Raw genomic sequence first — 13,383 nt, 5'->3', positions numbered from 1 at the left:
CAATTATGGCTGTTCAGCAGAACAAAAAATCCCGCTCTGCCCGTGACATGCGCCGTTCGCACGACGCTCTCGAGGCTAGCACCCTGTCTGTAGAAAAAACCACCGGTGAAGTTCACCTGCGTCACCACGTATCGCCAGAAGGCGTATACCGTGGCCGTAAAGTGATCGACAAGGGCGCTGACGAGTAATCACTTGTCCGCTCAAGTCATCGCGATTGACGCAATGGGCGGGGACTTCGGTCCCCGCAGCATTGTCCAGGCCAGCCTTGCTTGCCTGTCTGCTACACCCTCGCTGCACCTGACCCTCGTCGGTCAACCCTCCCTTCTTGAAGAATTGATCGCTGGCCATCCGGCTGTGGATCGCGCGCGCCTGTCGATTGCCCCGGCGAGCGAAGTCATCACCATGGACGAAAAACCCGCCCAGGCCCTGCGTGGCAAGCTCGACTCATCGATGCGTGTTGCGCTTGAGTTGTTGCGTGACGGCAAGGTCCAGGCCTGTGTCAGTGCCGGCAACACCGGGGCGCTGATGGCGTTGTCGCGGTTCGTGCTCAAGACCCTGCCGGGCATTGACCGTCCGGCCATGGTCGCGGCGATTCCGACACAGAAGGGTTACTGCCAATTGCTCGACCTGGGCGCCAACGTCGATTGCAGTGCCGAGCATCTGTTGCAGTTTGCGGTCATGGGCTCGGTTGCGGCGGAAACCCTGGGCATAGTGCGCCCACGGGTAGCGTTGCTGAACATCGGCACCGAAGACATCAAGGGCAATCAGCAGGTCAAGCTGGCAGCGACATTGTTGCAAGGCGCCCGGGGCATCAATTACATCGGCTTTATCGAGGGCGACGGTTTGTACCGTGGCGAAGCGGATGTGGTGGTGTGCGACGGTTTTGTCGGCAACATCCTGCTCAAATCCAGCGAAGGTCTGGCGACCATGATTGCCGGGCGCATCGAGGCGTTGTTCAGGAAGAACGTGGCCTCTCGCGTGGTCGGTGCGCTGGCGCTGCCGTTGATGAAGCGTCTGCAGGCTGAACTGGCGCCTGCCCGGCACAACGGCGCGAGCTTTCTCGGCTTGCAGGGGATTGTGGTGAAAAGCCACGGTTCTGCCGGGGTTCAGGGGTTTCAGAGTGCCATTGCGCGCGCCTTGATCGAGATACAGGAGAATCTCCCCGAGCGCCTGCACGGTCGTCTGGAGGATTTGTTGCTTTAGGCGTTTTCGTCGGACAATGCTTAAATGTGACCGCTTGGTTCGATGGGCCATCCAACTGTCAGTTTCTTGCGTCCCCAAAGCGGGGCGCCAACTCTCCGACGACAAGATCATTAGGGGCTTGTTACATGTCTGCTTCCCTCGCATTCGTCTTTCCCGGACAGGGTTCGCAGTCCCTCGGCATGCTCGCCGAGTTGGGCGCACAACATCCGGTTGTCCTTGAAACATTCAAAGAAGCTTCCGATGCACTGGGTTACGACCTGTGGGTACTGACCCAACAAGGGCCGGAAGAGCAACTCAATCAAACCGATAAAACCCAACCGGCCATTCTGACCGCCTCTATCGCCCTGTGGCGTCTGTGGCTGGCCGAAGGTGGCGCGCGTCCGGCTTACGTTGCCGGGCACAGCCTGGGTGAATACAGCGCGCTGGTCGCGGCAGGCAGTCTGAGCCTGGGCGATGCGGTGAAGCTCGTCGAGCGTCGTGGCCAACTGATGCAGGAAGCCGTTCCGGCGGGGCAGGGCGGCATGGCCGCCATCCTCGGTCTGGACGATGCCGACGTACTGGCAGCCTGTGCCGAAGCGGCGCAAGGCGAAGTGGTCAGTGCGGTCAATTTCAACTCGCCGGGCCAAGTGGTCATCGCCGGTGCCAAGGCTGCCGTCGAGCGCGCCATCGAAGGCTGCAAGGTGCGTGGTGCCAAGCGCGCCATGCCGTTGCCGGTCAGCGTGCCGTCGCACTGCGAGCTGATGCGTCCGGCGGCCGAGCGTTTCGCCGAGTCGATCGCCGCGATCGACTGGCAGGTCCCGCAAATTCCTGTGGTGCAGAACGTCAGTGCTGACGTGCCTGCCGATCTGGAAACCCTCAAGCGCGATCTGCTTGAGCAGCTTTACAAGCCAGTGCGCTGGGTTGAATCGGTCCAGGTGCTGGCCGCCAGGGGCGCGACCCAACTGGTCGAATGCGGTCCGGGCAAAGTGCTGGCCGGTCTGAACAAGCGCTGCGCCGAAGGCGTGTCGACATCCAACCTCAATACCCCAGACGCTTTCGCTGCCGCCCGTGCAGCGTTGGCCTGAATCAGGAGAAGCTTGCATGAGTCTGCAAGGTAAAGTTGCACTGGTCACTGGTGCAAGTCGTGGCATCGGCCAGGCTATCGCCCTGGAACTGGGTCGTCAGGGCGCCATCGTCGTGGGTACCGCGACCTCTGCGTCGGGTGCTGAGCGCATTGCCGCCACCCTGAAAGAAAACGGCATCCAAGGCACCGGTCTTGAGCTCAACGTCACCAGCGACGAGTCCGTGGCTGCGGTCCTGGCGAGCATTCAGGAGCAGTTCGGTGCGCCGGCGATCCTGGTCAACAATGCCGGCATCACCCGCGATAACCTGATGATGCGCATGAAAGACGACGAGTGGCATGACGTTGTCGATACCAATCTGAACAGTCTGTTCCGCCTGTCCAAGGGCGTTTTGCGTGGCATGACCAAGGCCCGTTGGGGCCGAATTATCAGTATTGGTTCGGTTGTGGGTGCCATGGGCAACGCAGGCCAAGTAAACTACGCTGCCGCCAAGGCCGGTCTGGAAGGTTTCAGCCGTGCACTGGCGCGTGAAGTCGGTTCGCGTTCGATTACGGTAAACTCGGTGGCCCCAGGGTTCATCGATACCGATATGACCCGTGAACTGCCCGAGGCGCAGCGTGAAGCCTTGCAGACGCAGATTCCGCTGGGTCGTCTGGGGCAGGCTCAAGAGATCGCGTCCGTGGTCGCTTTTCTTGCGTCGGACGGTGCGGCTTACGTTACCGGAGCTACAATCCCGGTGAACGGCGGGATGTACATGTAATTCAAATGTGACGGATTGCTTCAAAAAAATGTCATACGAGCTGTCTAAAATCCGTTATAAAGCTGCAATCTATTTTATAGGCATAGGGTCACCGGGTTCGAGGAGTGAAGCTTTCAGTTGAAAAGCTGAAAAGTCTTTCTATACACTTACCCACTGGCCAGCTGCCTGAATTTGTCCATTAGGAGTGAAAACAAGGTATGAGCACCATCGAAGAGCGCGTCAAGAAAATCGTTGCTGAGCAACTGGGCGTTAAAGAAGAAGAAGTGGTCAACACTGCTTCCTTCGTTGAAGACCTGGGTGCCGACTCCCTTGACACCGTTGAGCTGGTGATGGCTCTGGAAGAGGAATTCGAGACCGAAATCCCTGACGAAGAAGCCGAGAAGATCACTACTGTACAAGCTGCAATCGACTACGTTACTAGCCACCAGGCGTAATAGTTTGTAATCGTTGCTCGCTGTCATGGAAAAACCGCACTGCCATCACGGCGTGCGGTTTTTTCTTTAGGCCTGATGCAAAGTCGTCATTTGAAAAAGGAGAGTGCTGTGTCGCGTAGACGCGTCGTAGTCACCGGTATGGGTATGTTGTCGCCACTGGGCACGGATGTGCCGAGCAGCTGGCAGGGCATTCTGGCTGGCCGCAGTGGCATTGGTCTGATCGAACACGCCGACCTTTCTGCCTATTCCACCCGTTTTGGCGGCTCGGTAAAGGACTTCAATGTCGAGGAATACCTGTCGGTCAAGGAAGCCCGCAAGCTCGACCTGTTCATTCAATACGGTCTGGCCGCAGGTTTTCAGGCGGTACGCAATTCCGGTCTGGAAGTCACTGACGCCAACCGTGAGCGTATCGGCGTGGCCATGGGCTCGGGTATTGGCGGTCTGACCAATATCGAAGAAACCGCCCGCACGCTGCACGAGACCGGCCCACGACGGATTTCCCCGTTCTTCGTGCCAGGCTCGATCATCAATATGATTTCCGGTTTCCTGTCCATCCACCTCGGTGCACAGGGACCCAACTACGCCATCGCCACTGCCTGTACCACCGGTACTCACTGCATTGGCATGGCGGCCCGCAACATCATGTACGACGAAGCCGACGTGATGATTGCCGGCGGCGCCGAGATGGCGGCCTGCGGTCTGGGCATGGGCGGCTTCGGTGCCTCCCGCGCGCTGTCGACCCGCAACGACGAGCCGACCCGCGCCAGCCGTCCATGGGACAAGGGCCGCGATGGCTTTGTATTGTCCAATGGTGCCGGTGCGCTGGTGCTGGAAGAGCTCGAGCACGCCAAGGCGCGTGGCGCGACCATCTATGCCGAGCTGATCGGCTTCGGTACCAGTGGCGATGCCTACCACATGACCTCGCCGCCAGCCGATGGCGCAGGTGCAGCGCGTTGCATCACCAATGCGCTGCGCGATGCCAAAATCAACGGCGATCAAGTGCAGTACATCAACGCCCACGGCACGTCGACTCCCGCAGGCGACCTGGCCGAAGTCAATGCGATCAAGTCGGTGTTCGGCGATCACGCCTACAAGCTGGCTGTCAGTTCCACCAAGTCCATGACCGGTCACCTGCTGGGTGCGGCGGGCGCGGTCGAGGCGATCTTCAGCGTGCTGGCGATCAATAGCCAGGTAGCACCGCCGACCATCAACCTCGATGAGCCGGACGAAGGCTGCGACCTCGATTTCGTGCCGCACACGGCGCGCAACATGGATATCGATGTGGTCGTTTCCAACTCCTTCGGTTTTGGCGGCACCAACGGCTCGCTGGTGTTCCGCCGGTTCGCAGGCTGATGGACAGCTGGGTCGACGGTCAGCCGGCTGACACTTTGTCGCTGAAGGATCGCGGCCTGGCTTATGGCGATGGTCTGTTCGAGACCATCGCCGTGCGCAACGGGCAGCCCGTGTTGCTGGACCGGCATCTATCGCGTCTGGCGGACGGCTGTTCGCGTTTGGCAATGACTGCCGATCATGAGTTGGTCCGCAGCGAGTTGCTGGCCTACGCCGCGGCACTGGGTGACGGGGTGCTCAAGCTCATTCTCACTCGTGGCGACGGTCTGCGCGGTTACGCCCCCGATCCTTCGGCCCAGGCCCGACGCATTCTGCAAGGCAATCCACCGGCGGCTTACCCTGCCGCGCACGGTGAGCAGGGGGTACGTCTGTTTCCCTGCGTCACGCGATTGTCCAGGCAGCCATTACTGGCCGGTCTCAAGCACCTGAATCGTCTTGAACAAGTCCTCGCCCGTGCCGAATGGCAGGACACCGAGCATGCCGAAGGCTTGATGCTCGATCAGGCCGGACGGGTGATTGAAGGTGTGTTCAGTAACTTGTTCCTGGTGCGTGATGGCGTGCTCATCACTGCTGACCTCAAGCGCTGCGGCGTGGCAGGCGTGATGCGCGCCGAAATATTGTTTCAAGCCAAGTCGCTGGGAATTCCCACGCAAGTCACCGATATCCCTCTCGAACAGCTGCAATGGGCTGACGAAGTCTTTGTCTGCAACAGCGTGTATGGTATCTGGCCGGTGCGCGCCTATGCTGCTCTTCACTGGCCGGTTGGGCCGCTCACCCGTAAACTCCAAACCATTGCCCGTGTGCTACTGGATGCTTGATACGTGAGACGTAAACTCTTGCTGCTGCTGGAAACCGGAGTGGTTCTGGCGGGGCTGCTGATGGGTGCTTCAGCCTGGAAGATCCATTCGGCGCTGGCACAGCCGCTGAACATTGCCCAGGAACAATTGCTGGATGTGCCCAAGGGCACTACGCCGACCCGCACCTTCTACCGACTCGAAGCCAATGGCGTCATCAAGGACGCATTCTGGCTGCGGGTGTATTGGCGCTTCAACCTCGCCAAACAACCCCTGCACAGCGGGGAATACCGCATTCAACCTGGCATGACCGTCGAAGGCCTGATCGACCTGTGGAAACGCGGGGAAATGGTTCAGTACAGCCTGACCCTGGTCGAAGGCTGGAATTTCCGTCAGGTCCGCGCAGCGCTGGCCAAGGAAGAAAAGCTCGATCATAGCCTCAACGGTTTGAGCGATAGCCAGGTCATGGACAAGCTCGGCCACACCGGGATTTTTCCGGAAGGGCGCTTCTTCCCTGACACCTATCGTTACGTGCGGGGCATGTCCGATGTCGAGGTGCTGAAAACCGCTTACGACCGCCTCGATGAAGTGCTCGCCAAGGAGTGGGAGAAGCGCGCTGCAGATACGCCGTACACCGAACCCTACCAGGCGCTGATCATGGCTTCGCTGGTAGAAAAGGAAACCGGTGTGCCACAGGAGCGCGGGCAGATTGCCGGTGTGTTTGTGCGGCGCATGGCGATGGGCATGCTGCTGCAGACCGACCCGACGGTGATCTACGGCCTCGGCGACCGCTACAGCGGCAAGCTGACCCGGGCTCACCTCAAGGAATCGACGCCCTATAACACCTACATGAATGCGGGCCTGCCGCCGACGCCGATTTCCATGGTCGGTCGCGAAGCCATCCATGCGGCACTCAATCCGGTGGAGGGCAACAGTCTTTACTTCGTGGCGCGTGGCGATGGCACTCACGTGTTCTCCGACGACCTGGATGCCCACAACAATGCCGTGAAGGAGTTCCAGCTCAAGCGTCGCGCCGATTACCGCTCCAGCCCGTCACCCGCTGCCGCGCCAGAGACATCGCCGACCCAGACTGAACAAAATGGTGCGCAGGAGGCGAAGACTTCGCAGGAGCTGGCACCGATCCCGGCCGCTTCACCGAACACGGCTCCCGAGGCGCTGCCGCAGGTGCCGGCGCAAGATCCTGCGCCAGCTCCTGAAACACCAGAACCCGATGCCAACGCACCGGAAAGCCCGCAATGACTCTGACTAAGGACTGCCTGTGACCGGCTTGTTTATTACTCTGGAAGGCCCGGAAGGCGCCGGCAAGAGCACCAATCGCGAATACCTGGCCGAGCGCCTGCGCGCCGCCGGCATCGAGGTGGTGCTGACCCGCGAGCCGGGTGGCACGCCGTTGGCCGAGCGCATCCGTGAAGTGCTGCTGGCCCCGGTCGACGAAGTCATGAACGCGGATACCGAGTTGCTGCTGGTGTTCGCGGCGCGAGCCCAGCACCTGGCCGAAGTGATTCGCCCGGCGCTGGCCCGCGGTGCGGTGGTCCTGTGTGATCGTTTTACTGATTCGACATACGCTTACCAGGGTGGCGGTCGCGGCTTGTCGCTGGAGCGCATCGCGACCCTGGAAACTTTCGTCCAGGGCGAACTGCGCCCGGACCTGACGCTGATTTTCGATCTGCCTGTCGAGGTCGGCCTGGCCCGCGCCAGCGCTCGTGGTCGTCTGGATCGCTTCGAGCTCGAAGGTCGGACCTTTTTCGATGCCGTGCGCAGTGCCTTCCTCAAGCGTGCCAAGGCGGATCCGGCGCGTTATGTGCTGGTCGATGCTGCCCAACCGTTGGCAAAGGTTCAGCAATCGCTGGATGCCTTGCTGCCGCGCCTGCTGGAGTTGAGCCGTGGCTGAGGCCTACCCGTGGCAGGAAACCCTCTGGCAGCAACTGGCCGGTCGCGCCCAGCATGCGCACGCCTACCTGCTGCATGGCCCGGCGGGAATCGGCAAGCGGGCACTGGCCGAGCGCTTGATGGCCAGCTTGCTGTGCCAGCGCCCGAACGCGCTGCAAGCCTGCGGAGAATGCAAATCCTGCCTGCTGCTCAAGGCTGGCAGCCACCCGGATAACTACATCCTGGAGCCGGAAGAAGCCGACAAGGCGATCAAGGTCGATCAGGTTCGCGACCTGGTCGGTTTCGTGGTGCAGACCGCGCAGTTGGGCGGGCGTAAAGTGGTGCTGATCGAACCGGCCGAGTCGATGAACATCAACGCCGCCAACGCCTTGCTCAAAAGCCTTGAAGAACCGTCCGGCGATACCGTTCTGTTGCTGGTCAGCCATCAGCCGAGCCGCTTGTTGCCAACCATCAAGAGTCGCTGCGTGCAGCAGGCCTGTCCGCTGCCGGGCGAGGCCATGAGCTTGAAGTGGCTGGCTCAGGCGTTGCCGGAGTGTTCCGAAGACGAGCGCGTCGAACTGCTGACGCTGGCCGCCGGTTCGCCACTGGCGGCGGTCAATCTCCAGGCCCAGGGCGTGCGTGAACAACGCGCACAAGTGGTGGAAGGGGTGAAAAAACTCCTCAAGCAACAGCAGTCGCCGACGCAGCTGGCCGAAGAATGGAAAAACATTCCGATGTTGCGCCTGTTCGATTGGTTCTGCGATTGGTCGAGCCTGATCCTGCGCTATCAGTTGACCCAGGACGAAGCCGGCCTCGGCCTGACCGACATGCGCAAGGTCGTGCAATACCTGGCGCAGAAAAGCGCCCAGGGCAAAGTCCTCGATATCCAGGACTGGATCCTCGCCCAGCGACAGAAAGTCCTGAGCAAGGCCAACCTCAACCCGGCTTTGCTGCTGGAGGCATTGTTGGTGCAATGGGCGTCGTTGCCTGCCCAGCGATGACTGTCTGCGCCTAGACTCTGAGTATCAGAACATCCGACCGTCCCACCCATTCGATGCAAGTAGCAGCCCTTTATGCTCGTAGATTCCCATTGTCACCTTGATCGCCTCGACCTGACCGCCCACGACGGCTCCCTGGATGCTGCCCTGGAGGCTGCCCGGCAGCGTGGGGTAGGGCACTTTCTGTGTATCGGTGTCAGCGCGGACAACGCGGCCGACGTCAAGGCCCTGGCCGAACGTTATGACGACGTCGACTGCTCGGTGGGCGTGCACCCTCTGGATGTGCAGCCGGGTGCCGCGCCGGCGCTGGACTGGCTGTTGCACGAGCTCAACCATCCGCGGGTGGTCGCCATTGGCGAAACCGGCCTCGATTACCACTACGAGCCGGAAGCGGCAGAGTTGCAGCAGGAATCGTTCCGCCTGCACCTGCAAGCGGCGCAACAGACCGGCAAACCGGTGATCATCCACACCCGTGGCGCCCGCACCGATACCCTGGACTTGCTGCGTGAAGCAGCGCTGCCCCAGGCGGGCGTGCTGCATTGCTTCACCGAAGACTGGGAGATGGCGAAGGCTGCGCTGGACATGGGCTATTACATTTCCCTGTCCGGGATTGTCACTTTCCGCAATGCCGACGCGTTGCGCGATGTGGCCAGCAAGGTGCCGGCCGACCGCTTGCTGGTGGAAACCGACTCGCCGTACCTGGCGCCGATTCCCTATCGCGGCAAGCCAAACCTGCCGCAGTACGTGCGTGAAGTTGCGGAATTTCTGGCAATGTTGCGTGGTGAGCCCTACGAGCGGTTTGCCGAGCAAACCACGGCGAATTTCAAGCGACTGTTCCCGCTGGCACATGTAAAAGGTTAAATCGCAGGCAAAAAAAACCCGGGTTCTGGGGGGTGAATCCGGGTTAAGACCATTAGGAGTAAAACAATGGCACGCGGTCCGTTGGTACCAATATCGGCGTGACACTTGGGGGAGATGCCCCGCCGACAGTTCAAGTATTGATCAGGATTGCGCCTCGTCCAGTTTGCTGGTCAGGGTTTTTAAACAAATTTGGAATACGTGCGCTTCGGAAGAGTTCTCATCACCCTGTAAACGTGCGCGGAATGACCAGAAAGCGCAGATATGGTCGGATGATCCGTGCATTTTTGCGTAAGTTAGGCATAATACGCGGCTTCGAATTTTGACCCCGACAGACCTTTTCTTATGCATAAAGAACCTCGTAAGGTCCGTGAATTCCGTCGCCGCGAGCAGGAAATTCTCGATACCGCGCTCAAGCTGTTCCTCGAACAAGGTGAAGACAGTGTCACCGTCGAGATGATTGCTGATGCCGTCGGTATCGGCAAAGGCACGATCTACAAGCACTTCAAATCCAAGGCGGAAATCTATCTGCGCCTGATGCTCGACTACGAGCGCGATTTGAACGCTCTGCTGCATTCGGCCGATGTCGACAAGGACAAGGAGGCCCTGTCCCGGGCCTACTTCGAATTCCGCATGCGCGATCCACAACGCTATCGCCTGTTCGACCGCCTCGAAGAGAAAGTGGTCAAGGGCAACCAGGTGCCGGAGATGATCGAGGAGCTGCACAATATCCGTGCCTCGAACTTCGAACGCCTGACCTTGCTGATCAAGGGCCGGATCAGCGAAGGCAAGCTGGAAGACGTGCCGCCTTACTTCCATTACTGCGCGTCCTGGGCGCTGGTGCACGGTGCCGTCGCGCTGTATCACTCGCCGTTCTGGAGCAATGTGTTGGAAGATCAGGAAGGTTTCTTCCAGTTCCTGATGGATATTGGCGTGCGCATGGGCAACAAGCGCAAGCGTGACACCGACACTTCCGGCAGCTGAGCCATTCAGTTGCCTTATTGCGCCATGATTTCGCTACTTGGCGCAGTACCGCAGGAATATACTCAGGTAGAGGACTTGCTAAAACTTGATTTCTGAGTCAAGTTTTAGCGGCCCGATATTCTTCCGCCGGAGTGACCATGATCGTTGACCGTCAAGGCAGGCGTTTTCGCAACTTGCGAATCAGTCTGACCTCAGCCTGCAATTACGCCTGTACCTACTGCGTGCCCAACGGCAAGCGGCTGGTGGCTGCGCAGGATGAATTGTCGGCCGAGGCCATGGCGCGCGGCGTGGCTTATCTGATTGAAGCGGCGGGGATCGAGCGTCTGCGCATCACCGGTGGCGAGCCGCTGGTCAGTCCGAAACTCGAAGCGTTCATGACGGCGGTCGGGCAGATGGGCCTGGAAGACATCAGTCTGACCACCAATGGCCAGTTGCTGGCGAAGAAACTGCCGCTGCTGGTGAACGCCGGCATTCGGCGCCTCAACGTCTCCCTCGATACCCTCGACGCCAGTGCGTTCCGCGGCATTGCCCGGGGTGGCGACCTGGCCACCGTGCTCAATGGCATGAGCGAGGCCAGTGCGGCCGGCATGAAGATCAAGGTCAACATGGTGCCGCTGCGCGGACAGAACCTCGATCAAGTGATGCCGCTGCTCGACTACTGCCTGGAGCGCGGTTATGAGCTGCGCTTCATCGAGCTGATGCGCATGGGCCACCTGGCCAGCGATTCCAACGCCTTTCTGCAACAGTTCGTCAGCCTCCAGCAATTGCTGAGCCTGATCGGCGAGCGCTACGAATATCTGCAAGCCGACGCACCTGTCGATGCGACGGCCGTTCGCTATGAAATTCCCGGCCAGGGTTATTTCGGCGTGATCGCCAATGAGAGCGTGCCCTTCTGCCGGACCTGTTCACGCTTGCGTTTATCTTCCACCGGGTGGCTGCATGGTTGTCTGTCATCGAGTAATCGCCATTACATCGGCGACCTGCTGGACAAGCCGCGCCATCAGGCCCTGCCGGCCTTGCAGCGGCTGCTGGTGAAAGCCTTGGGGGACAAGCAGGAAGTGGCGTTCTCTGGTGGTGCGACTGTGATGAAAATTATCGGCGGTTGATCCGGCCTCATCGCGGGCAAGCCACGCTCCCACAAGGTTTTGCGTAAACCCTGTGGGAGCGTGGCTTGCCCGCGATTGCGTTTGATCAGGCAACGATCAACTTGGACTGGCGCGGAAGCTGCATCCTACGGCCATTCGCCGGTTTTCCGACACCGGCCTCTGGAGGATAGGATGCGTAGCCTGGTTTTGCTGCTGGCCGTTTTGGCACTTGGTGGCTGCATGAACGTCAGCGATATGGCCGAAGGGACTCGTTACCATATGAGCGATGCGGGGTTACTCGATCACAGTGACAGCCATCGCGTAAACAACCTGCGCATTCAGCCGGACTCGTTCGTCTACATCGCCCAGGGCGCTTTCATGCCGCCCGGCAGCGCCGTTTACCCGCGGCCCAACGTGATTGCCGAAGTCGCGTTCGATGGCTTCGTCGAATACTTTCCGATGGTCCGCCGTGCCCGTACGCCGGAGGGCCTCGACCAGGCCATGGGCGAAGCCCGTGCCGCCGGTGCGCACTATCTGCTCTACACCCGCTTCGCCAAGTCTGACGACCGTATCGGCAACTCGGACGAGTGGCTGGACCAGGAAGCCCTGGATCGTCTCGGCATCGACAGCGGTATGATTCAGATCATGTTGATCGAGACCAGCACCCAGTATTTGATTGATACTGCAACCATCAAGAGTCGTGGCGGTTTACTGACGTTCCACGATAAAAAACCCGAAGACCTGATGGGCCCGCCGCTGGAACAATACGCGCGCAGCCTGTTGGGGCTCAGCGACCAGTAATTTCAAGGAGAACGCCATGAGTGGCCCGCAAAAAGCCAACGACCTGCTGGGGCAAATCCCCAAGACCAAAGGCTTGCCGCCGGTGCACCTGTGGAATCCCGATTTCTGCGGCGACATCGACATGCGCATCGCCCGCGACGGCACCTGGTATTACCAGGGCACGCCGATCGGGCGCAAGCCGATGGTCAAGCTGTTCTCCACCATCATTCGCCGCGACGGCGATGATTATTTCCTGATCACTCCGGTGGAAAAGGTCGGCATCAAGGTCGATGATGCGCCGTTCGTGGCGATCGCGGTGGACGTGGAAGGCGAGGGCGAGACGCAGCTGTTGCGCTTTACCACCAACGTCGATGAGACCTCCGAGGCCGGCGCCGATCATCCGATGCGCGTGGTCATCGACCCGGTAACGCAAGAGCCAGCCCCTTACGTGCACGTGCGCAGCAATCTTGAAGCCTTGATCCATCGCAACGTGTTCTATCAATTAGTGGAACTGGCGGTGAGTCGCGAGATCGACGGCCAGCGCTGGCTCGGTGTATGGAGTGGCGGCGAGTTTTTCCCCATCGGCCTTGAGCCCTGACCCCTGACCCTGTGGGAGCAAGCTCGCTCCCACAGGTTGTCAGGCGAACACAACATCTGTGAACACCCTCATTCCCTGTGGGAGCGGGCTTGCCCGCGAAGAGGCCATCAGCTTCAGCACAGAAAACTGGCCTTAACCCGCCTTGCGCTTTTGCTCGGCGGTGTATTTGGTTTTGCTTCCACGAGGCATGGGATTTCTCCTGGCTTCATTATTGGCTCAAATTGCTTTCCTCGTCCTCGGTGGTGCTTGAACCGAGGCCACCACTGCCGGGTGTTTTTTTGTCTGGCAGGTTCGTCCCGCCCTGACGTCCCGCGTCATTGCCTTGAACCCGCGGGTCGGTGCCGGTGGAGGGCGGCAGGTTATGGTCGATCGTCGTGCCATCGGTGTTCATGCCGGGGGCACTCTGGATGGCGGGGGCCCTGGGTTTTTCCACCGGATTGGTCGGGCCGGTACTCGAGCCGATGGTCCCGGCGAAGGAGGCTGCGGACAAAAGCGCAGTGAGAACGAGGGCGATCAACCTGGACAGGGTCATGGCGGTGTCTCCAACGAGTAGAGTCCTTACCTGATTAGTCCGCCCTCGATCCGGAT

General features: G+C 60.1%; 16 protein-coding genes. 15 read left to right on the top strand and 1 reads right to left on the bottom strand.

Annotated elements, in window-relative coordinates:
* Positions 1-5 precede the first annotated feature (5 nt).
* The 15 genes from rpmF (at position 6) to AC3IT6_RS21580 (ending at position 12,795) form a co-directional block, all read left to right on the top strand.
* Entirely contained in the window at positions 6-188 is a 183-nt protein-coding gene (rpmF, locus tag AC3IT6_RS21650) for a 50S ribosomal protein L32 (RefSeq protein WP_003179396.1), read from the top strand.
* Positions 189-192: 4 nt separating this feature from the next.
* A complete protein-coding gene (gene plsX / locus AC3IT6_RS21645; RefSeq protein ID WP_489352663.1) occupies positions 193-1,203 on the top strand; it encodes a phosphate acyltransferase PlsX in 1,011 nt (336 codons plus the stop codon).
* Between the two features lie 125 nt (positions 1,204-1,328).
* A complete protein-coding gene (gene fabD, locus AC3IT6_RS21640) occupies positions 1,329-2,267 on the top strand; it encodes an ACP S-malonyltransferase (protein ID WP_489352661.1) in 939 nt (312 codons plus the stop codon).
* 16 nt (positions 2,268-2,283) lie between these two features.
* On the top strand, positions 2,284-3,024 hold the full coding sequence (fabG, locus tag AC3IT6_RS21635; protein ID WP_007997043.1) for a 3-oxoacyl-ACP reductase FabG: 741 nt from the start codon (positions 2,284-2,286) through the stop codon (positions 3,022-3,024).
* Between the two features lie 197 nt (positions 3,025-3,221).
* The gene (acpP, locus tag AC3IT6_RS21630; protein ID WP_003175607.1) at positions 3,222-3,458 is read left to right on the top strand and encodes an acyl carrier protein; all 237 of its coding nucleotides are present in this window, start codon (positions 3,222-3,224) and stop codon (positions 3,456-3,458) included.
* 108 nt (positions 3,459-3,566) lie between these two features.
* On the top strand, positions 3,567-4,811 hold the full coding sequence (gene fabF / locus AC3IT6_RS21625; RefSeq protein ID WP_103397063.1) for a beta-ketoacyl-ACP synthase II: 1,245 nt from the start codon (positions 3,567-3,569) through the stop codon (positions 4,809-4,811).
* Positions 4,811-5,626: an aminodeoxychorismate lyase gene (gene pabC, locus AC3IT6_RS21620; RefSeq protein WP_489352658.1), complete on the top strand. Its 816-nt coding sequence runs from the start codon at positions 4,811-4,813 to the stop codon at positions 5,624-5,626. Before fabF ends, pabC begins: the two co-directional genes overlap by 1 nt.
* Before the next feature lie 3 nt (positions 5,627-5,629).
* Positions 5,630-6,862, top strand: a complete 1,233-nt coding sequence (mltG, locus tag AC3IT6_RS21615) for an endolytic transglycosylase MltG (RefSeq protein WP_489352656.1) — start codon at positions 5,630-5,632, stop codon at positions 6,860-6,862.
* A gap of 19 nt (positions 6,863-6,881) precedes the next feature.
* Positions 6,882-7,514 (top strand): dTMP kinase, encoded by a 633-nt coding sequence (gene tmk, locus AC3IT6_RS21610; protein ID WP_489352654.1) that lies wholly within the window; start codon positions 6,882-6,884, stop codon positions 7,512-7,514.
* Positions 7,507-8,493: a DNA polymerase III subunit delta' gene (locus AC3IT6_RS21605; protein WP_489352652.1), complete on the top strand. Its 987-nt coding sequence runs from the start codon at positions 7,507-7,509 to the stop codon at positions 8,491-8,493. Before tmk ends, AC3IT6_RS21605 begins: the two co-directional genes overlap by 8 nt.
* 72 nt (positions 8,494-8,565) lie before the next feature.
* Positions 8,566-9,351: a TatD family hydrolase gene (locus AC3IT6_RS21600; RefSeq protein ID WP_150753986.1), complete on the top strand. Its 786-nt coding sequence runs from the start codon at positions 8,566-8,568 to the stop codon at positions 9,349-9,351.
* A gap of 342 nt (positions 9,352-9,693) precedes the next feature.
* A complete protein-coding gene (locus AC3IT6_RS21595; protein WP_489352650.1) occupies positions 9,694-10,332 on the top strand; it encodes a TetR/AcrR family transcriptional regulator in 639 nt (212 codons plus the stop codon).
* Between the two features lie 137 nt (positions 10,333-10,469).
* On the top strand, positions 10,470-11,438 hold the full coding sequence (locus AC3IT6_RS21590) for a GTP 3',8-cyclase MoaA (RefSeq protein WP_489352648.1): 969 nt from the start codon (positions 10,470-10,472) through the stop codon (positions 11,436-11,438).
* A gap of 171 nt (positions 11,439-11,609) precedes the next feature.
* Positions 11,610-12,218: a DUF4823 domain-containing protein gene (locus AC3IT6_RS21585; RefSeq protein WP_489352646.1), complete on the top strand. Its 609-nt coding sequence runs from the start codon at positions 11,610-11,612 to the stop codon at positions 12,216-12,218.
* A gap of 16 nt (positions 12,219-12,234) precedes the next feature.
* On the top strand, positions 12,235-12,795 hold the full coding sequence (locus tag AC3IT6_RS21580; RefSeq protein ID WP_458370219.1) for a DUF1285 domain-containing protein: 561 nt from the start codon (positions 12,235-12,237) through the stop codon (positions 12,793-12,795).
* A 208-nt stretch (positions 12,796-13,003) separates the two neighbouring features.
* Here AC3IT6_RS21580 and AC3IT6_RS21575 read toward each other — a convergent pair whose 3' ends face one another.
* Entirely contained in the window at positions 13,004-13,327 is a 324-nt protein-coding gene (locus AC3IT6_RS21575) for a hypothetical protein (protein ID WP_489352643.1), read from the bottom strand.
* Between the last annotated feature and the right edge of the window lie 56 nt (positions 13,328-13,383).

The organism is Pseudomonas sp. KH_017 (assembly GCF_057840285.1).
Note: the sequence above shows the minus strand (reverse complement) of the source record. Positions and strands in the feature narration are given on the sequence as shown.

Excerpts from the sequence above, each read along its gene's own strand:
- pabC (WP_489352658.1), top strand. The coding sequence starts at position 4,811 with ATGGACAGCTGGGTCGACGGTCAGCCGGCTGACACTTTGTCGCTGAAG.
- AC3IT6_RS21600 (WP_150753986.1), top strand. The coding sequence starts at position 8,566 with ATGCTCGTAGATTCCCATTGTCACCTTGATCGCCTCGACCTGACCGCC.
- AC3IT6_RS21585 (WP_489352646.1), top strand. The coding sequence starts at position 11,610 with ATGCGTAGCCTGGTTTTGCTGCTGGCCGTTTTGGCACTTGGTGGCTGC.
- fabD (WP_489352661.1), top strand. The coding sequence starts at position 1,329 with ATGTCTGCTTCCCTCGCATTCGTCTTTCCCGGACAGGGTTCGCAGTCC.
- AC3IT6_RS21580 (WP_458370219.1), top strand. The coding sequence starts at position 12,235 with ATGAGTGGCCCGCAAAAAGCCAACGACCTGCTGGGGCAAATCCCCAAG.
- AC3IT6_RS21595 (WP_489352650.1), top strand. The coding sequence starts at position 9,694 with ATGCATAAAGAACCTCGTAAGGTCCGTGAATTCCGTCGCCGCGAGCAG.
- AC3IT6_RS21590 (WP_489352648.1), top strand. The coding sequence starts at position 10,470 with ATGATCGTTGACCGTCAAGGCAGGCGTTTTCGCAACTTGCGAATCAGT.
- rpmF (WP_003179396.1), top strand. The coding sequence starts at position 6 with ATGGCTGTTCAGCAGAACAAAAAATCCCGCTCTGCCCGTGACATGCGC.
- acpP (WP_003175607.1), top strand. The coding sequence starts at position 3,222 with ATGAGCACCATCGAAGAGCGCGTCAAGAAAATCGTTGCTGAGCAACTG.
- fabG (WP_007997043.1), top strand. The coding sequence starts at position 2,284 with ATGAGTCTGCAAGGTAAAGTTGCACTGGTCACTGGTGCAAGTCGTGGC.
- AC3IT6_RS21575 (WP_489352643.1), bottom strand. The coding sequence starts at position 13,327 with ATGACCCTGTCCAGGTTGATCGCCCTCGTTCTCACTGCGCTTTTGTCC.